General features: G+C 69.2%; 26 protein-coding genes. 10 read left to right on the top strand and 16 right to left on the bottom strand.

Annotated elements, in window-relative coordinates:
* Positions 1-639, top strand: a complete 639-nt coding sequence (locus tag ACFV9G_RS19070) for a LysE family translocator (RefSeq protein WP_378729084.1) — start codon at positions 1-3, stop codon at positions 637-639.
* Positions 640-684: 45 nt separating this feature from the next.
* Complete coding sequence (locus ACFV9G_RS19065; protein WP_378729083.1) at positions 685-1,668, top strand: DUF5829 family protein; 984 nt, start codon at positions 685-687, stop codon at positions 1,666-1,668.
* A 57-nt stretch (positions 1,669-1,725) separates the two neighbouring features.
* On the opposite strand, the gene ACFV9G_RS19060 is transcribed toward ACFV9G_RS19065, so the two are convergent.
* Together ACFV9G_RS19060 and ACFV9G_RS19055 are read right to left on the bottom strand one after the other, a co-directional pair.
* On the bottom strand, positions 1,726-2,217 hold the full coding sequence (locus ACFV9G_RS19060; protein ID WP_378729082.1) for a hypothetical protein: 492 nt from the start codon (positions 2,215-2,217) through the stop codon (positions 1,726-1,728).
* Positions 2,218-2,289: 72 nt separating this feature from the next.
* Positions 2,290-3,144: a carbohydrate kinase family protein gene (locus ACFV9G_RS19055; RefSeq protein WP_378729081.1), complete on the bottom strand. Its 855-nt coding sequence runs from the start codon at positions 3,142-3,144 to the stop codon at positions 2,290-2,292.
* Positions 3,145-3,261: 117 nt separating this feature from the next.
* On the opposite strand from ACFV9G_RS19055, the gene ACFV9G_RS19050 reads away from it, so the two are divergent.
* Together ACFV9G_RS19050 and ACFV9G_RS19045 are read left to right on the top strand one after the other, a co-directional pair.
* Positions 3,262-3,855, top strand: coding sequence for a TetR/AcrR family transcriptional regulator (locus tag ACFV9G_RS19050; RefSeq protein WP_378729080.1), 594 nt, complete (start codon positions 3,262-3,264; stop codon positions 3,853-3,855).
* Positions 3,852-4,541 carry a hypothetical protein gene (locus tag ACFV9G_RS19045; RefSeq protein WP_378729078.1) on the top strand — a complete coding sequence of 230 codons (690 nt, stop codon included), beginning with the start codon at positions 3,852-3,854 and terminating at the stop codon, positions 4,539-4,541. Before ACFV9G_RS19050 ends, ACFV9G_RS19045 begins: the two co-directional genes overlap by 4 nt.
* Before the next feature lie 32 nt (positions 4,542-4,573).
* Here ACFV9G_RS19045 and ACFV9G_RS19040 read toward each other — a convergent pair whose 3' ends face one another.
* Positions 4,574-5,137, bottom strand: coding sequence for a YkvA family protein (locus tag ACFV9G_RS19040; RefSeq protein WP_378729077.1), 564 nt, complete (start codon positions 5,135-5,137; stop codon positions 4,574-4,576).
* On the opposite strand from ACFV9G_RS19040, the gene ACFV9G_RS19035 reads away from it, so the two are divergent.
* On the top strand, positions 5,136-5,774 hold the full coding sequence (locus ACFV9G_RS19035; RefSeq protein WP_378729076.1) for a dihydrofolate reductase family protein: 639 nt from the start codon (positions 5,136-5,138) through the stop codon (positions 5,772-5,774). The two genes, ACFV9G_RS19040 and ACFV9G_RS19035, sit on opposite strands and share 2 nt — an antisense overlap.
* Here the strand turns inward: ACFV9G_RS19035 and ACFV9G_RS19030 are convergent.
* Both ACFV9G_RS19030 and ACFV9G_RS19025 read right to left on the bottom strand, forming a co-directional pair.
* A complete protein-coding gene (locus ACFV9G_RS19030) occupies positions 5,749-6,435 on the bottom strand; it encodes an NUDIX domain-containing protein (RefSeq protein ID WP_378729075.1) in 687 nt (228 codons plus the stop codon). The genes ACFV9G_RS19035 and ACFV9G_RS19030 overlap by 26 nt on opposite strands.
* Positions 6,432-6,815 (bottom strand): DUF4406 domain-containing protein, encoded by a 384-nt coding sequence (locus ACFV9G_RS19025; RefSeq protein ID WP_378729073.1) that lies wholly within the window; start codon positions 6,813-6,815, stop codon positions 6,432-6,434. The genes ACFV9G_RS19030 and ACFV9G_RS19025 overlap by 4 nt, the downstream gene beginning before the upstream one ends.
* Before the next feature lie 47 nt (positions 6,816-6,862).
* Here ACFV9G_RS19025 and ACFV9G_RS19020 point away from each other — a divergent pair, with 47 nt between their 5' ends.
* A complete protein-coding gene (locus ACFV9G_RS19020; protein ID WP_378729072.1) occupies positions 6,863-7,630 on the top strand; it encodes a DeoR/GlpR family DNA-binding transcription regulator in 768 nt (255 codons plus the stop codon).
* Here the strand turns inward: ACFV9G_RS19020 and ACFV9G_RS19015 are convergent.
* The 3 genes from ACFV9G_RS19015 to ACFV9G_RS19005 form a co-directional block, all read right to left on the bottom strand.
* Positions 7,586-8,167, bottom strand: coding sequence for an AAA family ATPase (locus tag ACFV9G_RS19015; RefSeq protein WP_378729071.1), 582 nt, complete (start codon positions 8,165-8,167; stop codon positions 7,586-7,588). The two genes, ACFV9G_RS19020 and ACFV9G_RS19015, sit on opposite strands and share 45 nt — an antisense overlap.
* Complete coding sequence (locus ACFV9G_RS19010; RefSeq protein WP_378729119.1) at positions 8,160-8,483, bottom strand: GNAT family N-acetyltransferase; 324 nt, start codon at positions 8,481-8,483, stop codon at positions 8,160-8,162. Before ACFV9G_RS19010 ends, ACFV9G_RS19015 begins: the two co-directional genes overlap by 8 nt.
* Positions 8,484-8,651: 168 nt before the next feature.
* Positions 8,652-9,893, bottom strand: a complete 1,242-nt coding sequence (locus ACFV9G_RS19005) for a DUF222 domain-containing protein (RefSeq protein WP_378729070.1) — start codon at positions 9,891-9,893, stop codon at positions 8,652-8,654.
* A 438-nt stretch (positions 9,894-10,331) separates the two neighbouring features.
* Between ACFV9G_RS19005 and arr the strand changes: the two genes are divergently transcribed.
* Positions 10,332-10,742 carry an NAD(+)--rifampin ADP-ribosyltransferase gene (gene arr / locus ACFV9G_RS19000; protein ID WP_378729068.1) on the top strand — a complete coding sequence of 137 codons (411 nt, stop codon included), beginning with the start codon at positions 10,332-10,334 and terminating at the stop codon, positions 10,740-10,742.
* Positions 10,743-10,750: 8 nt separating this feature from the next.
* Here arr and ACFV9G_RS18995 read toward each other — a convergent pair whose 3' ends face one another.
* Genes ACFV9G_RS18995 through ACFV9G_RS18980 form a run of 4 tightly spaced genes read right to left on the bottom strand, consistent with a single transcriptional unit; the run spans position 10,751 to position 12,798 of the window.
* Positions 10,751-11,323 carry a DUF1349 domain-containing protein gene (locus tag ACFV9G_RS18995; RefSeq protein WP_378729067.1) on the bottom strand — a complete coding sequence of 191 codons (573 nt, stop codon included), beginning with the start codon at positions 11,321-11,323 and terminating at the stop codon, positions 10,751-10,753.
* Entirely contained in the window at positions 11,320-11,718 is a 399-nt protein-coding gene (locus tag ACFV9G_RS18990) for a low affinity iron permease family protein (RefSeq protein WP_378729066.1), read from the bottom strand. Before ACFV9G_RS18990 ends, ACFV9G_RS18995 begins: the two co-directional genes overlap by 4 nt.
* A gap of 29 nt (positions 11,719-11,747) precedes the next feature.
* Positions 11,748-12,077, bottom strand: a complete 330-nt coding sequence (locus ACFV9G_RS18985; protein WP_378729065.1) for a branched-chain amino acid transporter permease — start codon at positions 12,075-12,077, stop codon at positions 11,748-11,750.
* Positions 12,070-12,798 carry an AzlC family ABC transporter permease gene (locus tag ACFV9G_RS18980; RefSeq protein ID WP_378729064.1) on the bottom strand — a complete coding sequence of 243 codons (729 nt, stop codon included), beginning with the start codon at positions 12,796-12,798 and terminating at the stop codon, positions 12,070-12,072. Before ACFV9G_RS18980 ends, ACFV9G_RS18985 begins: the two co-directional genes overlap by 8 nt.
* A gap of 63 nt (positions 12,799-12,861) precedes the next feature.
* Here ACFV9G_RS18980 and ACFV9G_RS18975 point away from each other — a divergent pair, with 63 nt between their 5' ends.
* Positions 12,862-13,314 carry an Lrp/AsnC family transcriptional regulator gene (locus ACFV9G_RS18975; protein ID WP_378729063.1) on the top strand — a complete coding sequence of 151 codons (453 nt, stop codon included), beginning with the start codon at positions 12,862-12,864 and terminating at the stop codon, positions 13,312-13,314.
* Here the strand turns inward: ACFV9G_RS18975 and ACFV9G_RS18970 are convergent.
* A complete protein-coding gene (locus ACFV9G_RS18970; RefSeq protein ID WP_378729062.1) occupies positions 13,304-14,092 on the bottom strand; it encodes a helix-turn-helix domain-containing protein in 789 nt (262 codons plus the stop codon). The two genes, ACFV9G_RS18975 and ACFV9G_RS18970, sit on opposite strands and share 11 nt — an antisense overlap.
* 116 nt (positions 14,093-14,208) lie before the next feature.
* Between ACFV9G_RS18970 and ACFV9G_RS18965 the strand changes: the two genes are divergently transcribed.
* Positions 14,209-14,559: a nuclear transport factor 2 family protein gene (locus ACFV9G_RS18965; protein WP_378729061.1), complete on the top strand. Its 351-nt coding sequence runs from the start codon at positions 14,209-14,211 to the stop codon at positions 14,557-14,559.
* A 141-nt stretch (positions 14,560-14,700) separates the two neighbouring features.
* Here ACFV9G_RS18965 and ACFV9G_RS18960 read toward each other — a convergent pair whose 3' ends face one another.
* The 3 genes from ACFV9G_RS18960 to ACFV9G_RS18950 form a co-directional block, all read right to left on the bottom strand.
* A complete protein-coding gene (locus tag ACFV9G_RS18960; protein ID WP_378729060.1) occupies positions 14,701-15,786 on the bottom strand; it encodes a zinc-binding dehydrogenase in 1,086 nt (361 codons plus the stop codon).
* Complete coding sequence (locus ACFV9G_RS18955) at positions 15,783-16,340, bottom strand: 2,4'-dihydroxyacetophenone dioxygenase family protein (protein WP_378729058.1); 558 nt, start codon at positions 16,338-16,340, stop codon at positions 15,783-15,785. The genes ACFV9G_RS18960 and ACFV9G_RS18955 overlap by 4 nt, the downstream gene beginning before the upstream one ends.
* A gap of 73 nt (positions 16,341-16,413) precedes the next feature.
* The gene (locus ACFV9G_RS18950) at positions 16,414-17,457 is read right to left on the bottom strand and encodes an AraC family transcriptional regulator (protein WP_378729057.1); all 1,044 of its coding nucleotides are present in this window, start codon (positions 17,455-17,457) and stop codon (positions 16,414-16,416) included.
* 70 nt (positions 17,458-17,527) lie between these two features.
* On the opposite strand from ACFV9G_RS18950, the gene ACFV9G_RS18945 reads away from it, so the two are divergent.
* Complete coding sequence (locus ACFV9G_RS18945; protein WP_378729056.1) at positions 17,528-18,523, top strand: NAD-dependent epimerase/dehydratase family protein; 996 nt, start codon at positions 17,528-17,530, stop codon at positions 18,521-18,523.
* The last annotated feature ends 166 nt before the right edge of the window (positions 18,524-18,689 follow it).

Genomic DNA, 18,689 nt, shown 5'->3' with positions numbered 1-18,689 from the left:
GTGCCGTCCCTGAGCCAGTTCGCCGCCTTCGCGCTCGCGTCCGTCATCTTCATCCTGATCCCCGGACCGAGCGTGCTCTTCGCCCTCGGCCGGGCCCTGACCGCGGGCCGCCGCGAGGCGGTCCTCGCCGTCGGCGGCAACGCGCTGGGCCAGTTCGGCCAGGTCCTGGCGGTGGCCGTCGGGCTCGGCGCGCTGGTGGCGGCCTCGGCGACCGCCTTCACGGTCGTGAAGCTGATCGGCGCTGCGTACGTCGTCTATCTGGGCATCCAGGCGATCCGCCACCGTGCCGACGCGCGCGCCGCCCTCGACGGCGAGGACGTCGCGCGGACGACCGCGTGGGGCGCGATCCGCACCGGGATGATCGTCGGCGCGACCAACCCGAAGACGATCGTCTTCCACCTGGCATTCCTACCCCAGTTCATCGACACCTCCGCCCCGGCGGTGCCCCAGATCCTCCTGCTCGGTGCGATCTTCTCGGCGATGGCCTTCGTCTGCGACTCGGGCTGGGTCCTGGCCGCCAGCCGTGCCAAGGCCTGGTTCGCCCACAAGCCCAAGCGCCTCGACGGCCTCGGCGCGGGCGGTGGCGTCATCATGATCGGCCTCGGCGCGACCATGGCCACCGTCTCCCACGGCGCCTGAGGAATTCCGAGGACAGGAGCGCCGCCGTCGCAGAGACTGGGACCCATGCGGACTCCATGGAGAATCTCGGGCTTCATCGCGGCTGCGATCGCCTCGCTCATCATCGCCTCGGGCACCTCGGTGGCCCCTGCCCAGGCCGAGGAGGAGGCGCGTCCGGACCCGCTCCTGGCGTTCAACCACGCCTGGGCGATGGTCGACCGGGAGACGGCTGACGCGATCGAGCACTCCGAGTATCTGGGCGAGTTCGCAGACCGCCGGATCAACACCGGCAACGACGGGAGCTCGACCTGGACCGGTCGCTACCTGCTCGGCAAGGAGACCTACCTGGAGTTCTTCGGGCCGGGCGATGCGCCCGACGCGGTCGCCGGGGACACCGGGCTCGCGGTCTCTGCCGACAACGACGGCGACCTGGCCATCGCCACCGACAACCTGCACAAGCTCGGCGTCGACCCGGTCGAGTTCACCCAGGTGACCGACCTCGGCGACGGCAACCCGATCCCCTGGTTCGACGTCACCTACACGACGGCCACCTACGACACCTTCTTCTCCTGGGCGATGGAGTATCGCGACGAGTTCCTCGGCGACCCGCGGCTCACCTTCCCGCCGCCCGCCTACGAGGGCGACGTCAGCCGCGACCGCTACAACCGCGACCGCTACCGCGACCACCAGATGCGCGATGTCATCGGCATCCAGATCGCCACGACCGCGGCGGACATCGACAAGATGGTGCCGCTGTGGCGTGCCGCCGGGATCACGATCCGCACCCTGAAGGACGGCGGCGTCCTCGCCTTCGACGGCATGACCAAGATCCGCCTGCTCCCGGTCCCGGCCGAGAAGGCTGGCGTACGCCACGTCATCCTCGCCCTCAACGAGGCGGCCGAGGAGCCGCACACCGAGACGATCGGCAACTCGACGCTGCACGTCGGCCCGGGGGCGTACGCGCTGTGGACCTTCGACCCGATCGAGGCCGATGCGACGGCCCGTTCCAAGGGTCCCGGCAAGCCGCTCCACCCCGCCTTCGGCGGCTGAGCCCCCGGTCACCGGAACGTCGCGGCGGGGGTAGGTTGCCCGCCGCGACGGCAGACCCTAGTCCGATACCGCCGCACGAAGTCGACCGATGAAGGCGTGTTCGGGCGGCGAGGTCCGCGCTCTCCTGCCGAAGAGGCCGCCGCGCTTTGTGGTGACCTCCGCGATCTGGCTCGCGAGTCCCACCAGCCAGGCGGCGTACTCATCGACGTCGGCCCTCGCGGCTCGATTCCGGAGCAGGGCGATCGAGGTCACCACCGCCTCGACCGCTCGGGCGGCTTCCCGCTCCGGGTCCGGGTAGAGAAGGTCGGTAACAGACTCGTGCTCTTCGGGCTCTTCCGGTCGATCCTGCATCGCGAGCGCGACGGCCCTGATCAACTCGTTCTCGTCCTGGCGAGCTGCCCTGAAAACCGTGGCGATCCGGGCGCTCGTTCTGTGCATCGTGAGGATGCCCGGCCTCCCGTCGGCGACGGTCACGGCGGTGATCACAGCACCTGGCGTATCCATGAGCTGGGTGATCTCGTCGGAGCTGAAGCCGGAGAGGATCGACATGATTCCTTGCTCTCTGGATCGTCGGATCGGGGTTACACCGACGTGGTCCTGGCTCTCCCCTGGGCAGCCAGACTATCCGCCGAGCGCCGGGTGGAGGTGTTCGGTCTCGATGGCGACCCGGGCCTGCTCCGCGGCGGCGCGGAGAGCGACATCGACCGGTTCCGTACGCAGCCGCGCGGCCAGGAAGCCGGCCATGAAGGCGTCGCCGGCACCGTTCGTGTCGACGACGGTGGCCGGCACCGCGGCGACCTCGTGTCTCGTGCCGTCGGCCTCGAGCGCGATGGCTCCCTTCGCACCGAGCGTGCAGACCGCGAGGCGGGGACCACGCTCGAGGCACGAGGCCATCAGCTTCCAGGGGTCGTCGGTGCCGTCGTCGTTCATGAACACGCCCTCGGCGGCGCGTAGGAACGGCTCGTGGAACGCCGTGGCGCCGTCGTAGTCGTGCAGGTCCATCCACAGCGGCGTCCCGCGCTCCGGCAGGGCCTCGAGCACCAGCCCGCCGAGCTCACTCAGGTCGACGACCGCGAGGTCCGCCGCGGCGACCGCGCGCACCGCCGCCTCGATCGCCTCGACCGACGGGGTCGAGGGCGTCGAGACGTACAACGAGACCCGGCCTCCCCCGTCCGCCATGAGGTTGACGTGCCGCTCGGTCCGCTCGCTGGCGATCGCCTCGACGACGACACCCGCCCCGGCCAGCCGGTCCCGCAGCCGCACACCGTCCTCGTCCTCACCGACCGGGGCCCACAGGCGTACGTCGACACCTAGTCCGGCAAGGTGCAGCGCCTTGCCCGCGGAGGTGCCACCGACCGTGTGCCACGACCGGCGCGCGAACTGCATGTGCGGCACCGGCTCGGGGAGATGGTCGAGCTCGATCAGGTGGTTCCAGGACGCAGGGCCGCACACCACGACCCGAGGAGTAGAAGGCATGCGCCTATTCAGCACCATCGGCCCGAGGTCGCGCAGGCGGTTGACGACGAGTTGGCAGCCGACTTGTTACTGATGGTAACGTTACGGACAGTAACTTATTCGTCCAGGAGGAGCACTGTGGATCGCGCGACGCGCGTACCCGCGACGCAGCGGCGGGAGATGCTGGTGACCGCAGGCGTGGAGATCGCCCGCGCCGAGGGTGGGCGAGCCGTGACGCTGGCCCGGGTAGCCGAGGCCTGCGGGGTCTCCAAGCCGATCGCCTACCGGCTCTTCGACTCGCTCGCCGACCTGCTGACCCAGATGGAGCGGCAGGTCGTGGCCGGCTACGAGACGGTCGTGGATGCTGCGCTCGACGACGCCCTGAGGTCAGGGGCGTCGCGGGCCGAGCTCCTGGAGGTGCTGGCACTGACGTATGTGAGCCACAGCCTCGGCGCGGGTGCCGTCTACGACACCGTCTCCTCCGCCCGTGCCGCGACCGAGGAGGTCGAGGAGCACTTCTTCGAGGTGCCCGAGTCGTTCGCCCGGTTCTGCCGGGACAACCTCGGACTACCCGCCGGCGACGAGACCGCGGTGCTGGCCATGTTCCAGGGAGCGGCCGACAACCTCGTCCTCGCGATCCAGGCAGGCGCCGTCGAGCAGGCGGCCGCCGTGGATCACCTGGTCGCGCTCTTCGCACCGCTCATGTCGACCGCACCCAGGAGGCGCTCGTGAACCCGCTGGCCGCGATCGGCGGCATCGTCGGGTTCGGCGTGGCCGGGCTGGACCCGTTCGGCGCGCTCGTCGTCGTACCCGCCCTGGCCGGCGGCGCCCGGCGCCGCGTCATCCTGCTGTTCTTCGGCACCGCCTGGCTCACCACGGTGCTGACCGGGATCATGCTCGGCGAGTCGGTCCAGCATGTCGTCGCCTGGCTGCGCAACCTGCTCAGCGTCCCCGACCCGGTGCGCCTGGCGGTGCAGTTGGCCACCGCCACCGGCCTCGGCCTGTGGGCTGTCCGTCGCTGGACGCACCGCAACGACACGAAGCCGGAGAGGACGAAGAGGTCCATGCTGGCCGGCCCGACCGGGATGAGCCTGATGGGCATCTTCTGGGGCGTGAGCGCCCTGACCGACCCCAGCTTCTACGGAGTCGCGACGATCGGCGCGAGCATGCCGAGCATCCTGGCCGTCGCCGCCGTCTTCACCGGATGGTTCCTGATCAGCCAGGCCCCGCTGTGCCTGGTCGTGCTCGCCCTCGCCGCCGGCAAGGACTCCCGCCCGGTCCAGCGCGCGGTCTCGCTCGCCCGCAGGACCGCCAGGCCGGCGTCGTACGTCATGACCGGTCTCCTGGCCGCCACGTCGCTGTTCCTGCTCCTCAATGGCCTGACGCTTCCCGTCACGGGTGCATTCCGGCCGTTCTGATCGCCGTTGCTCCGGAGAACACGCCCGGATGCTCAGGTCGAGGAGCGGTCGAGCCCGGCGATCAGCACCAACGCGGCGAACCCGTCCTCGGTGCCCGGCCACTGCGCCCGAACCGCGTCGATCCCGGCTCGCCGGACGACGCCGCGCAGGACGGCGGCGACGATGATCGCGTCGTCGGCGTAGCCCAGCACCGGGATGAAGTCAGGCACCAGGTCGATCGGCAGCGCGAGATAGACCATCAGCAGCCCGAGCCTGATCCGTACGCCGCGAGGCATCGACCGGTCGGCCGCGAGCCTGCGCAGCAGCCGCACCACGTCGGGCAGGATCCGCAGCGCCTCACGCAGCAGGTCGCCGCGCGGGCGGACGACGATCAGCGCGACGACGAGGCAGAGCCAGGTGAGCAGCAGCGCCGCGGCGATCCCGATCGCGAGGTCCCACCAGAACGAGCCCGTCATCTCCACCACTTCCCTGCCGCACCCGGTCGCGCCGCCCCACAATTCCAGCACGGCGGGGCTGCGGAAGCCGCCGCCGTCTCCCTGTTCGAGCAGTAGGCTCGACGAACCGACGTCGACGTCGGAGCCCAGGGAGGCACCCATGCCACTCACCAGAGTCCACAATCTCTCGATCTCGCTCGACGGCTTCGCGACCGGGGAGCCGCAGTCGGCCGAGGCGCCGTTCGGGCATGCCGGCGAGCGCCTGCACGAGTGGATGTTCGCCACCCGCTATTGGGACGCCTCCGGGGCCGCGGGCGCGGACGACGCCTTCGCTCAGCGACACAGCCAGGGCATCGGCGCCGAGATCATGGGCGCGAATAAGTTCGGGCCGCCGGGATGGCAGGACGACCCCGAATGGAAGGGCTGGTGGGGCCCCAACCCACCGTTCCACTCGCCGACCTTCGTCCTCACCCATCGGCCGCGCCCACCGCTGGAGATGGAGGGCGGCACCACCTTCCACTTCCTGGACGCACCTCCGGCCGAGGCGCTGGAGGTCGCGCTCGAGGCGGCCGACGGCCAGGACGTACGCATCGGCGGCGGCGCCACCGTGGTGCGGGACTTCGTCGCCGCCGGGCTCGTCGACCTGATGCACCTGGTCCAGGTCCCGATCGTCCTCGGCCGTGGCGTACGCATCTGGGACGGCCTCGAGGGCGCCGAGAACGACTACGACATCGAGGCCGTCTCGACACCCAGCGGTGTCACCCACCTGACCTTCATCCGCAAGCCGGCCGACTCCTGACGCGGGCGAACGGTCCGTCGAGGGCGGCCCATTGCAGGAGCATGACGGTCTTGCCGTCGATGATCCGGCCGTCCCGGGTCATCGCGAGCGCCTCGGCGAAGTCGAGCTCGAGCACCTCGATGTCCTCGCCCTCCTCCACGACCCCTCCGCCGTCTCCGGTGCGGCTCGCCGGCGAATAGGCCGCCGCGAAGAAGTGCAGCCGTTCGGTCACCGAACCGGGACTCATGTACGCATCGAAGACGTGGTCGACGTCGGTGAGGCTGAGGCCGAGCTCCTCGGCACTCTCCCGGCGGATCGCGGTCACCGGGTCATCGGCATCCAGCAGCCCCGCGGCCGCCTCGATGAGGAGCCCGTCGGGATGGTCGTTGACGTAGACCGGATACCTGAACTGCCGGGTCAGCAGGACCGTGCCGCGCTCGGGGTCGTAGGGAAGGAGCACGGCGCCGTTGCCACGGTCGTACGTCTCCCGCTGCTGCCTCTCCCAGCGCCCGTCCCGACGGCGATAGTCGAGCGTGGTCCGCCTGAGCACGTGCCACCCCTGCGAGGTCAGCTCGACGTCTCGGACCACGACGTCGGGGTTGCGGGTCAGGTCCCGCCCGGCGCGGTCGAGACCGGTACGGCCGCGATGGTCGGGGACGTCGACACCAGGGCGCCGGCTCATCCGCGCTGCCCCTCGACCGCGGGGATCTCCCCGATGTCGTGGTAGACCGGAAGCCCACGGCGCTCGGCGATCGCGACGTCCTGGTCGGCGCCGGCCGAGTTCCCCGGGAGACGCAAGACCGCGTCGCAACGCTCGAGGAGCCGGGCCGCGGTCGGGTAGAGCACCTGCTCGGCGAGAGGGTCGCTGGGCCCGGCACCGGCGGAGCTCAACACGGGCAGCGCGACCCACTCCCCGATCATCGGAATGTGCCCTGCGGCGAAGATCGGCCAGGCGGCTGACTCGAGCCGGGCGAGATTGGCCGCCATCGCCTGGGGATCACCGTCGGTGCCGGAGCGGTAGGGGCCGGCAATGAGGATGAGCATGGGCTTCGTTGTCGTCATGCCAGCAGCGTACATGCAATAATGTGCAGAAACAGAAAGGAACGTGCATGCTCGTTGGACAGCGCCGCGCTCATCTCCTGAGTCTTCTGGAAGAAACAGGCAAGATCGTGGCAAAGGACGCCGCCGCCGACCTCGGCATCTCCGAGGACAGCATCCGTCGCGATCTGCGCGACCTTGCCGCCGAAGGCCTGTGTCAGCGCGTCTACGGCGGTGCACTCCCCGTCTCCCCGGCGGTGGTCGACTACACCACCCGTCACAGCGTCGAGCCCGGCGGAAAGCGTGCGGTGGCGGCCACGGCCGCCGGCCTCGTACGCCCCGGAAGCACGCTCCTCCTGGACGGAGGCACCACCGCCCTCGCCGTCGCGGAGGCGCTTCCCAGGGATCTGGAGTGCACCGTCATCACCAACAGCCCGACCGTCGCCTCGGCCCTCCTGCAGCACCCGAGCGCCGACCTGTTCCTCCTCGGCGGCCGGGTCTTCAAGCACTCCGCCGTCGCCAGTGGGGCCGCGGCCGTGGAGGCCGCCCAGAACGTCTCCGCCGACCTCTGCCTCATCGGTGTCACCGGTGTCCACCCCGAGGCCGGCCTGACCACCGGAGACGTCGAGGACGCCGCCATGAAGCGCGCCCTCGCCTCTCGGGCAGCCGAGACGTACGTGCTCGCCTCCTCGGAGAAGATCGGCGCCGCCTCGCCCTACCGGGTGCTCCCCTGGGGTCAGGTCACCGGGATCATCACCGACGCAGACCCGACCGATGACATGATCAAGCAGCTCTCAGCACTCGAGGTCGAGATCCTCCACGCCGGCGGCGCATTCTAGGAACCGTCCGACATCCCGCCTCGATCGAAGTCGGAGGAACCGGAGGTGCGAGTGGCGCGGATCGACCATCGCTGCCTCATACCGCTTCACCTGCGGACCATAGGAGTCCCATGCCCAACGGATCACCGAGTCGCTCGGGCTCCAGAGCCGAAGACCACCCCATCCCTCGCGGTTTCCGTTCCAGAGCTCCTCGCGCCTCATCGCTCTCCGCAACGTACGCAGAGTGACCTGCACCATCACACGCCACCGCGGTGGGTTCACCCACACGACGAGCTCCGCCGGCTCCCACACCAGGGTGCCGACCTTGCTCTGATAGTTCCCGTCGATGACCCAGGCATCACCGCGGGTCGCCTCGCGGACCCTGTCCACGAACACGTCCGGTTCTTCCTCGACCCACCCCGGCCGCCAGTGGATCGCGTCGAGCTCGATGTACGGGACGCCCAGGATGTCCGCCAGTCTCCTGGCAACCGTCGACTTTCCCGACCCTGAGGACCCGACCACCGACACCCGCTGGACCGGGATGGGCCCCTCAACCATTCATCGTCTTCTCCATGAGCACACGACGGTATCCGCGCTCGACCAGGTAACCAATCTCCTCATACCCCAACCGCATGTAGAGTCGCCGATTCTCGGTCATCGCCTCAAGCGTGAAGAGTTCGACGAACACCGCTCCACGGGCCATCGCACGAGCCTCCACATGGGCGATGAGCGCCCGACCGATCCCCCGCCTCTGATGGCCAGGCACCACCGCGAGATTCTCCAACAGCAGGCCGTCGTCCCCGGGGTTCCTCGTGACCGCATATCCGGCGACCTCGTCATCGACCATCGCCACCCAGACCTCAGCGGACTGGATCGCCTCCTCGCGTACGCCGCTCGCGCGATCTGCATCAGCCGCGGGGCATCCGCCGGTGTCGCTGACCTGATGCTCACTGGAGTCGGCTCGATCAGGATGGGGCGCATCGGGAAACCGTACGTCTTGGAGGGCACTCGCACCCTTGGCTCGTCTTGGGTCCGCGGAGGTCTATGTGCGCCTGATGAAGCGCACATCGCCGTTGGGGAGGCGTTCGTGGAGGTAGGCGGTGTCGTGGGCGCGGTGGTGGTGATGGGAGCAGAGGAGGGCGGCGTTGTCGAGGTCGGTGGCGCCGTCTTGGGCCCAGGCGATCCAGTGGTGGGCCTCAGCCCAGGTGCCCGGAATGTCGCACCCCTCGGCCTCACAGGTCGCCGACCGGAGCAGGAGCGCGCGGCGTTGGGCGGCGGTGAAGAACCGTTCCTTGCGGCCGAGGTCGAGGACTTCGGACTCACCGTCGAGAACGGCTGGGATGATCGAGGCGGTGCAGGCCAGGCGCCGGGCTTCGGCTGCGGTGATCGGGCTGCCACCGACGACTTGGGCGACCCCGGCCTCGGTGCGGAGCTGGTCGATATCGATGGTGACGATCACCGTGGTGGCGTCGCCGCCGTGGATGGGCAGGCGCTGTGGGTCGATCGCCTCGAGCATTTGGCAGAACGCGCGACCCAGGCGGCGGTCGTAGGGCAGGTACTCGCCGGTCTCGGTGCGGGTGCCGTCATCGCGTCGGGGTGAGGCGAAGGCTTCCAGGTTGGTGCCCAGCCGGTCCGCGGCCGCATCCGGAACCACGGCGGAGATCCGAGTGGTGCCGTCCCCGAGCCGCCGCATGGTCAGCCGGGTCTTCTTCCGGGCGTGGGCTTCCTCGGCGGCGAGGCGTCGGGCTTCTTCGGCCTCGGCGATCTCGGGGGCGATCAGGTCCAGGATCCGGCGCCCCAGGCGGCGTAGCCGGGTGGGGTCGAACTCGGTGGCATAGCCGACCAGCGCCTCCTCGGCCTTCCTCTTGATCTCGGGGTCGAGGTCTCTGGGGAGGTCGTCGAGAGCGGCGACGATCACCTGTGCCTGGGCCGGGTTGCAGTCGCCACGGCGCATCGCTTCGGCGACCAGCGTGTAGGAACGGTCCAGTGCCTCGGCGAGACGGAGGTCGGCACGCAGGGTCTCGGGGCGCTGGTGGGTGTGGTGATGCAACCACGCTGCGACATCCCGAGCAGCGCTCTCGGCGGCCACATCATCAGCCACAGCGAGCACCCGCAGTTCGAGCTCGGCCAGTTGTGCCTTGGCGCGGGCGATCTCGAGCAGTGTGGCGGCCTTCTGGTCGGTGGCCATGAACACTGGGTTCGCCCCGGCAACCCGCTCAAGAGACGCGGTGATCGCGACCACGGCCCCCAACACAGGATGCTGGGGCTGTTGCAGCATGGTCATCGAACCGGTCACCTCCCGACGTACGAACTCTTCACACCCGCACACGGGTGTGTTCTGGTTCGCTGGTCTCGGAGGCCCGGCAGTACGGGCTATTACTTACCCTCGCAGCTCAGCGTCGACGCCCCTGGTTCCCCTGGATTACCCCACACTCGATGTCTCCCGAGAGTGGCGGCACGCCTCTTTGAGAGGTGGTCGGCCATCACATTTACGCCTGCGCCGAGCCTACCACACGATGCAAGCCAAAGCTGTGCAAAAGACTCGAAACCCAATCAGGGACAGGTATCCCCAAGCCGAAGCCAGACCGCTGCTGGAAGCCCGCAAGACAGGTAAATGGCACCCACCCAGGCACCCTGTCTTGAAATCTCCCAACCCAGACCACGTATTGGCCCCACCCACGCTGGAACCCAAACACAAGTTCCCGTCGAATAACCTGCAGCCATGAGTAAGCCGCTGGACGACGGGCCGTTCTACCACGGCACAAAGGCCGATCTTCGCGAAGGAGACCTGCTCACCGCCGGGTTCCGCTCCAACTACAAACCCGATGTCGTGATGAACCACATCTATTTCACCGCCCTTCCCGACGGCGCAGGCCTAGCCGCCGAGATCGCCCCCGGCGACGGAGAGCCACGGGTCTATCTCATCGAGCCGACCGGCGAGTTCGAGAACGACCCCAACGTCACGGACAAGAAGTTCCCCGGCAACCCGACCCGCTCCTACCGCAGCAGGGCACCGCTTCGGATCGTCTCCGAGGTCCACGACTGGACCCGGCTGACCCCCGAAGCCTTGCAGATGTGGCAGGACCGACTGGCTGCGATCCGGACCGGCGACCGCTCCGAGATCATCAACTAGTCTCCCGGTCAGTGCAGGGCGGCGTCGACCGCGGTCTTACGCCAGGCGTGGAAGGCGATCGTGAGCCCGGCCCGCGTGGGAGCGCAGGTGAACGGCCCGGCCTCCGCGACGAGGTCCGGAGCGAAGGGAACCAGTCGGACGAGTCGAAGAGACCCGCCGTCGACCGCGGCCCGGATGGTGAGCGCATCGCCGGATCGGCTGACCCGCAAGAGGACCCTGCGGTCGCGCCAGTCGGGCACCGGCGCCAGCGACCAGTCCGACCTGCCGTCGGTGACGACGGCACCGAGCTGCGGACGACCGTCGGCGTACTCGACACCGGCCTTGACCCAGTGTGTCTCGCTGACGCGTACGAAGATCCCGGCCTGGTCGAACTGCTGCGAGAAGGCGGCCGTGAACTCGACCTCGACCGCGGTGTCCTGCTCGAAGGGAGCCAGCAGAGCGTGCTCGCTGTCGTGGACGAACCCGTAGGAGGTCGTACGCCACGCGTCGCTCCCCTCGGCAGCGGTGACGAGGAGGTCGGAGCCGCGCTCGACAGCGGTGACGGGCGGATGTGTCCAGCGCCCGCTCCCCCAGCGGATCAATGCCGCTCCTCGAGCCCCACGGCCTCGCGCAGGATGCGCACCGAGTGGGCCAGTTCCTCGTCGTCACGGGCCCTGGACTCCATGAGGTCGGAGAGGGCCGAGGCGATGACGTTGAGCTTCTCGTGGGAAGCCTCCTCCGAGCGTCGCCCGGCGTTCTGGAGCAGCACCAGCAACAGCAGCGAGAGGACCGAGGAGCCGGTGTGGATGGCCAGCTCCCACTTGGTGCTCGAGGACCAGAGCGGGAAGCTCACCGCCCACAGCAGCAGGACGACCACGATCACGTAGAAGAAGGGAGCACGGCTGACCACCGAGGTGACCATCTCCACGAAGTGTTCGAACCCGTCCCGTCCGCCGCCGCGCTGACGAGACTTCCTGGCCTTGTTCTCTACGGTCATGCGGACACGGTAGTCCTCAGCGCCGCCGCTCAGGCCGCGATCACCGACACCACCAGGACGTACGCCGCCGTGCCGGCGAAGATGCTCAACGTCATGCTGCCGCGCCACAGGTGCAGGCCGATGGTGATCGCGAGAGCGAGGACGGCCGGACCGGCTGACGTCAACGCGACCGGGTCGGTCTCGCGGAGGGTGTAGGCGGCGAGGATGACCATCACCCCGACGGGCATCCGGTCGCCGATGTAGGCCAGCAGCGCACTGTGCCGCAGCGGGGCGAGCATCGCGAACGGAGCCGCGCGCAGGGTCCAGGTGACGGCCGCGGAGACGAGGACGGCGGACAGGACGTACCAGTGATCAGCCACGGCTGCTCCTTCGGACGGCGAGGACGTACGAGCAGACGAGCGCGGCACAGAACATGCCCATCGCGATCAGCAGCATGTTGTCCCTCGAGATCAGCGCCGCAACGCTCGCGCAGCCCAGGGCGAGAGCCGAGACCGGCACCGACCGACGGACCTTGTACGCCTCGAGCCCCAGCACCACAAACAGTGCGGTGACGGCGAAGTCGAGGCCCACGACCTGCGGCGGGATCAGCGAGCCCAGCCCGGCGCCGACGGCCACGCAGAGGACCCACGCCAGATGGAAGAACGCCTGGATGCCGACGATCCTCGTCCGCGACCATCCGGCCGCCTCCGGCGTCGCGGTGAGCGCGTACGCCTCGTCGGTCAGGGCGAAGGTGCTGTACGCCCTCCACCCGCGGCCGTGCACCCGGTGCATCGGGAAGGAGATGGCGTAGAAGACGTGCCGGAAGTTCACCAGCAGCGTGCTGACCGCGATCTGCGCCAACGGAGCAGCGGCGGCCAGGAGTCCGACGAGCAGAAACTCCATGGAGCCGGCGAACACGACCGCGCCCAGCACCGGAGCCCACCACCAGGCGAGCCCGGACTGGACCACCAGCACGCCGAGCGCGAGCCCCAGCGGGACCACGGCGACGCAGGCGGGGAGCACGGTCCGCCAGCCCGCGGAAAGCTCCTCGCGGGTCGCCGGCGACCCCTGGCACGTCGTCTCGGTCTCCATCACCTGCATGTCGCAAGCCTAGGAAAGTTCGGACGTCCTTGGGTTGCTCATCGCCGATGCTAAAGTGCCGCTATGCGCAACGATCATGCAATTGATGACCTGGATCGCGCAATCATTGCCGAGCTCGAGGATGACGCCCGACTGAGCAACGCCGAGCTCGCCCGACGGGTCGGCCTCACCCCGGCGCCCTGCCTGCGCCGCGTACAACGCCTGGAGAGCGACGGGGTGATCAAGGGCTACCACGCCAGGGTCGACCCGAAGAGCGGCGGACGCGGGTTCGAGGTCATCGTCGCGATCGACATCGCCGTCAACGACGGCAAGACCATCGAGGACTTCGAGGCCGCCGCGGTCGCTGTCCCCGAGGTCACCGAGATGCGCCGCATGCTCGGCCAGCCCGACTACTACCTGCGCGTCCAGGTCGCCGACCCGGAGGCCTACGAGACGCTCATCCTCGGGACCATCTCCCGGCTGCCTGCGGTGAGCAGGCTGCTGTCGCACCAGACGATGCGGCTGGTCAAGGGCTGAGCGCCCGTCGCGTGCGGTCGTCGGCGGGGACGAAGGTCTCCAGGTGGAGGCCGTTGAGCGTGACGTCCGAGGCGCTCTCGATCTGGCTGGCAACGCTGAAGAAGCGGAGGGGCTCGCCGCCCATCTCGATCTCCAGCGGGACGACGGGATCGGCCAGCGGCCGGGCGGACGGCTCACCGTCCAACGGGTAGGCCATGACCTCGTCCCGGAGCGCAAGCAGCGCCGGGTCACCGCCGGTGTGGGTGATGCGCCGCCCGAGCTGATGAAGCAGGTGGGCCCGCCAGACGGCAAGGTTGCGGATGCGCGGGGCGACGCCACCCGGATGCAGGCACAGCCGGATCACGTTCAGGGGCGGCTCGAGCAGGCAGGGGTCGCAACCGGCGAGCAGCCCGTCGACGGAGGCGTTCGCATCGACGATGTCCCAGTGGTCATCGAGGAGGAGGGCCGGGTATGGCGCATGGGCGTCCAACAGGCTGCGGAGACCGGCCATCACCGGCGCGAGCGCGTCGTCGTCGGCGGCACGGTGCGGATAGCGGGGAGCGAACCCGCCGGCGAGCAGGAGCCGGTTCTGCTCGGCCATGGGCACTCCCATCACCTCGGCCAGCCGGACGATCATCTCCGGTGTCGGCCGGGAGCGTCCGTTCTCGACGTAGCTCACGTGCCGGGTGCTCACCTCGGCCTGGGTCGCGAGCGCGAGCTGGCTCAGGGACCGCAGCTCGCGCCAGCGGCGAAGCTCGGTGCCGACCGACGTTGACGGTGATGTCGCGGTTGAGATCACAGCTCCGAGGCTAGCCACACCCGCATCGCGAGGGCCATGACCTCGGAGGTTATCGACCGATGCACCCACCGGCGGCGAACCTTCTTCCACGATCCCATCGAGAGAAGGAAGACACCATGAACGACATCGTGACGCGCTACCTCGACACCTGGAACGCCACCGACGAGGCACTCACCGAGCTGTTGGCCACCCACTGGTCCGACGACTGCGTCTACGTCGACCCGCTCGCCGACGTCCAGGGCCGTGACGCGGTCGGAGCGACCATCCAGGCCGTGCGTGCGCAGTTCCCCGGCTTCGTGTTCACCCCTGTCGGCGACGTCGATATCCACCACCAGCAGGCCCGGTTCCAGTGGGGCCTGGGTCCGGCCGGCGAGGAGCCGGTCTTCATCGGCTTCGACGTGGTCGTCGTCGACGCGAACCAGCGGATCCGCGACGTACGCGGCTTCCTGGACAAGGTGCCGGTCTGAGCGGTCAGGCCGAGCGTTACGCAGCGGACTCCGATGTGCGTGCTCGCCGTGTCGTCCGCCGTCTTCGCTGCAACGGGCGGTCGTGCGTACGCCCGAGGTCGGGGCCTCACGGTCAACGCCGTGATGCCCCGACCGAGGCTTTCAGCGGGCCGGGTCGATGAGGATCTTGGCCTCGGTGGGCGCAGTGCCCAGCCGCGAGAATGCCGCGGCGACACCGTCCAGACCGACGTGGCCGGTGATCAGCGCGGCTGCCTCGACCTCACCCGAGGCGAGTAGCCCCACGGTCTCGGCGAACTCCTCCGGGGAGTAGTACAGGCTGAACCGGATATCTAGCTCCTTGAGGATGCCGTGCGCCGGCTCGATGGTGTCGGGGTCCAGGTTGATCCCGGCGACCGAGATCCGCGAGCCGGCCGGCGCGCCCGCGACGATCTGCTGGAGCAGGCCCGGGGCACCCGTGCACTCGAAGCCGATCGTCGGTCGCAGCGGCAGCTGTCCGAAGATCGCGGTCGGCGGCGCCATTCGAGCCGGGTCATCGGTCGCGGCGGCCTGCATCCAGGCGGCGTACGGCGACTCCTGCCTGGGGTCGACGACGGCGTCCGCGCCCATCGCCTTGGCGAGCTCGCGACGCTCGGCGGACAGGTCGGCCGCGACGATCGGGCCGATCCCGCGGGCCTTGAGGATCGCGATGACCGCGAGGCCGATGGGACCACAACCCAGAACGAGCGGCACGTCGTCGGCAGCGACGTCGACCCGGTTGACCGAACGCAGTGCCACGGCCATCGGCTCCGTGAGCGCGGCGACGTCGGTCGAAAGCTCGTCGGGCACCGGGATCATCAGTGCCTCGGAGAGCAGGATCCGCTCGGCATACGCACCGGGGGTGTCCGGTCCGACAAACCCGAGGAGCACGGGCTGCTCGCGCAGGAGCATCGGCATCGACACCACGCGGGTCCCCTCAGGGATCGTCTGCTGGGTCTCTGGGCCGTAGGACACCACCCGGGCCACGAACTCGTGGCCGAAGACGATCGGGTGGTCGAGGTCGAGCATGTCGATGCCCATGAGCGCCTGCGAGGCCCGGTTGAACCCGTCGCCGTGGATCGCACAACTCTTGTCGGAGCCACAGATCCCCGCCCGGAGTACGTCGACGAGCACTTCCCCTGGGCCGGGAACCGGCTCGGGGATCTCCTGGACGGTCAGCTCACCGTCCTCGAGCACGACGGCGCGCATCATCGGGCCGCCGTGAAGCCCGCCGCGCCACCGCCGATGTAGTTGAGCGGCTCGTGGCCCTGCGCCTCGGCGAGAGCGCCGGTGAGGTGGGCGATCAGCGCCGCATCGAGGATCGAGTGGAAGGTGCCGTCGTCGTTGAAGTTGACGTTCGCGCCGGACACCCGGAACAGCACGACGGTGTCCTCCGTGTTGTCTTCCGGGCAAGCCAGGGTGTGGACCGAGGCTCCCGGCTCGAAGAGGTAAGAGCCCGCGGTCTGCGGCTGGTCGGCGTACTCGAGGTAGTGCCAGGAGCCGCTCATCGTCCAGGCATCGACCGAACCCGTGTGGTAGTGCAGTGGGATCCGGGCACCGGGCGCGAACGTCGCCAGCACGACCCACTCACCGTTCTCGAGGTCGAGGCGGAGCGGCTTGAAGTGGACGCCCGGGCCCAGCGCATCGGTGAGCAGCGGCAGATTGTCGGCGTTGACGGTGAGCAGCTCGCCTTGCGGCAGCGCCACCAGGGGCAGCGGGGCGCCGGTCGAGGTGGCAGCCGGGGCGGGGGCAGCAGCGAGGGTCATGACGGGTGTGTCCTTCCGGTTCGGGTCGCGATGTGACGTCCGCGACACCTCCACGGTGCGATACCCGGACCGGTTAGGTCTTGACCGATGTGGACATCGCTTTGACAGTTGCGGACACCTCGCGCAGCCGCGCACGACGCGCCGCCGGGCCCTCGCCGTACCATCGGACGCACGACCGGCTCAGCACACTCTGCTCGGCGTAGCCGAGCTCGCGTGCCACCTGGGTGAGGCTCAGGTCGGTGTTGCGGAGGTAGTGGTCGGCGAGCTCGCGGCGGGTTTCGTCCAACAGCGCGCCGAAGGTCGTGCCCTCCGCCGCCAGCCGACGCTGCAGGGTCTTGCGATGCATCGAGAACTGCCGGGCGACGAGATCCATCGTGACCGCGCCGGTCGGCAGCAGTTGTCGGACGAGCCGACGGACCGGCCCACTCAGGTCGGACTCCGCGGCGGCCGTCATGCCGTCGAGGTAGCGCAGAATCACCGCGTGCGCCTGCGCCTCGTGGCTGACCCCACGCGCGAGGTCAGCCGTGGCCAGCATGAATCCGGCTCGGCGCTTCGCGAAGTGCGGCGCGCACCCGTAGTAGTCGCGGTAGCTCGACTCCGCCGTCACGGGGGCGTGCGGCAGGTGCACCGCGTGCGGTCGGTAGTCGTCGCCGCGCAGGTAGCGCAACATCGCGGCCGCGATACCCAGTGACAGCTCGATCACCTGCGGGCAGGCCGGGATGTCCGGGGCGACCACCCGGAACTCCAGAAAGGTCTGATCCGGACCCGACCCCTCGAGCAGCGCGACGGCGACCGACGGGCTGTACGCCGAGAGGTAGACCGTGCAGATCCGGAGCGCGTCGCCAACGGTCGGGGCAGTGCGGGCCGCAACCGCGAGCGGGCCGAGGATGGCCACCCCCTGACGCTTGGCCAGCCGACGCCCGAAGTCGGGCGTCGCGGTCAGACTGGCGGCGCTCTCGATCGCCTCGACGAGGCTGCGATAAGTGATGAATACGTCGTGGTCGCCGGCATCCGCCGCCCGGACACCGACCCGCCGCAACAGCGGATCGGGGTCGGCACCGAGCTCGCGCACGAGCTCACGGAACTCCGCTAGGCCGCTGGCCCTCACCAGGCTCATGTCCAGAACAGTCAAATAGATGTCCACATATGTCAAGCCGGCGACAGCACGGCGCCACATCATTGAGGGTATGACTGAACGCCCCGCCCCGGCTCTGGACCAGCGCATCTTCATCACCGGCGCCAACGGCTTCATCGGCCGCGCGATGGCCGAACGATTCCGCGCGCTCGGCGCGACCGTCACCGGCGTCGACCTCGTGGCCGACCCGGAGAACGGCGTGGTCGCGGGCGATATCACCCAGCCGGAGCGGTGGGCCGACGAGCTCGAGGGTGCCGACGTGGTGATCCACACCGCGGCGCTGCTCGGCGCGGCGTACAGCCTGGAGAAGGCCTGGAACGTCAACGTCCTGGGAACCCACCGGGTCCTGCGGGCCACTCTCGAAGCCGGAGTGCCGCGCTTCGTGCAGTTCTCCTCGATCATGGCCTACGGATTCTCGTTCCCCGACGGCGTCGACGAGACCTACCCCGTACGCATCGAATACGACCCCTACACCGACACCAAGATCAACGGAGAGGCCGTCGTACTAGCCGCCCACGCGACGGGAGAGGTCGATGTCACGGTGATCCGGCCCGGCGACGTATGGGGCCCTGGCTCCGTGTGGGTGCGGTCGCCCATCGCCGAGATGGTCAAGCCGACGGGCTTCCCCCTGCCGAACGGCGGACGTGGAGTCTTCAGCCCTGTCTACATCGACAACTTCGTCGACGGAATGGTCCTGGTGCTGGCCCACCCCGAAGTCACACAGGGCCAGATCTTCAACCTGAGCGATGGCGTCGGCATCCCGTGCCGCGAGTTCTTCGGGCGCCTCGCCGAGATGAGCGGCGGCAAGGTCGTCTACCTTCCGATCAGGATCGCCACTCGGCTGGCCGACATGGTCGGCGCCCTCATCCGGCGGACGGGCACACACTCGGACCTGGCCGCGGGGACGATGCACATGCTCAACCGCACCGGCACGTTCTCGATCGAGAAGGCGGAGAGGGTCCTCGGCTACCAGCCGGTCGTGACCTTCGACGAGGGTATGGACCGGGTCGCCGCGTGGGCTGCGGACGAGGGCCTCGTCCGCAACTGATCGCGCCCGCTGGATGACAGATGAGCGCTGCCCGACGTCAAACCAGGCACCGGCCAGAGTCGGGCGTTGCGGTCCCGCGGTGAGCCATGGTCTCGCCCTCACCGGCGCCAAGATCAGGGTGATCGAGATCAACATCGGCGCGGCCGCGGGAGCCGACTCCAGGCAC

Origin of the sequence: Nocardioides sp. NPDC059952, from assembly GCF_042730435.1 — a bacterium.
GTDB lineage: Bacteria > Actinomycetota > Actinomycetes > Propionibacteriales > Nocardioidaceae > Nocardioides.
Note: the sequence above shows the minus strand (reverse complement) of the source record. Positions and strands in the feature narration are given on the sequence as shown.

Excerpts from the sequence above, each read along its gene's own strand:
- ACFV9G_RS18980 (WP_378729064.1), bottom strand. The coding sequence starts at position 12,798 with ATGCAGGTGATGGAGACCGAGACGACGTGCCAGGGGTCGCCGGCGACC.
- arr (WP_378729068.1), top strand. The coding sequence starts at position 10,332 with ATGAGTAAGCCGCTGGACGACGGGCCGTTCTACCACGGCACAAAGGCC.
- ACFV9G_RS19060 (WP_378729082.1), bottom strand. The coding sequence starts at position 2,217 with ATGTCGATCCTCTCCGGCTTCAGCTCCGACGAGATCACCCAGCTCATG.
- ACFV9G_RS18950 (WP_378729057.1), bottom strand. The coding sequence starts at position 17,457 with ATGAGCCTGGTGAGGGCCAGCGGCCTAGCGGAGTTCCGTGAGCTCGTG.
- ACFV9G_RS19015 (WP_378729071.1), bottom strand. The coding sequence starts at position 8,167 with ATGGTTGAGGGGCCCATCCCGGTCCAGCGGGTGTCGGTGGTCGGGTCC.
- ACFV9G_RS19055 (WP_378729081.1), bottom strand. The coding sequence starts at position 3,144 with ATGCCTTCTACTCCTCGGGTCGTGGTGTGCGGCCCTGCGTCCTGGAAC.
- ACFV9G_RS18965 (WP_378729061.1), top strand. The coding sequence starts at position 14,209 with ATGAACGACATCGTGACGCGCTACCTCGACACCTGGAACGCCACCGAC.
- ACFV9G_RS18955 (WP_378729058.1), bottom strand. The coding sequence starts at position 16,340 with ATGACCCTCGCTGCTGCCCCCGCCCCGGCTGCCACCTCGACCGGCGCC.
- ACFV9G_RS19005 (WP_378729070.1), bottom strand. The coding sequence starts at position 9,893 with ATGACCATGCTGCAACAGCCCCAGCATCCTGTGTTGGGGGCCGTGGTC.
- ACFV9G_RS18960 (WP_378729060.1), bottom strand. The coding sequence starts at position 15,786 with ATGATGCGCGCCGTCGTGCTCGAGGACGGTGAGCTGACCGTCCAGGAG.
- ACFV9G_RS18975 (WP_378729063.1), top strand. The coding sequence starts at position 12,862 with ATGCGCAACGATCATGCAATTGATGACCTGGATCGCGCAATCATTGCC.
- ACFV9G_RS18945 (WP_378729056.1), top strand. The coding sequence starts at position 17,528 with ATGACTGAACGCCCCGCCCCGGCTCTGGACCAGCGCATCTTCATCACC.
- ACFV9G_RS19065 (WP_378729083.1), top strand. The coding sequence starts at position 685 with ATGCGGACTCCATGGAGAATCTCGGGCTTCATCGCGGCTGCGATCGCC.
- ACFV9G_RS19035 (WP_378729076.1), top strand. The coding sequence starts at position 5,136 with ATGCCACTCACCAGAGTCCACAATCTCTCGATCTCGCTCGACGGCTTC.
- ACFV9G_RS19040 (WP_378729077.1), bottom strand. The coding sequence starts at position 5,137 with ATGGGTGCCTCCCTGGGCTCCGACGTCGACGTCGGTTCGTCGAGCCTA.
- ACFV9G_RS18990 (WP_378729066.1), bottom strand. The coding sequence starts at position 11,718 with ATGACCGTAGAGAACAAGGCCAGGAAGTCTCGTCAGCGCGGCGGCGGA.
- ACFV9G_RS19020 (WP_378729072.1), top strand. The coding sequence starts at position 6,863 with ATGCTCGTTGGACAGCGCCGCGCTCATCTCCTGAGTCTTCTGGAAGAA.
- ACFV9G_RS19030 (WP_378729075.1), bottom strand. The coding sequence starts at position 6,435 with ATGAGCCGGCGCCCTGGTGTCGACGTCCCCGACCATCGCGGCCGTACC.
- ACFV9G_RS19025 (WP_378729073.1), bottom strand. The coding sequence starts at position 6,815 with ATGACGACAACGAAGCCCATGCTCATCCTCATTGCCGGCCCCTACCGC.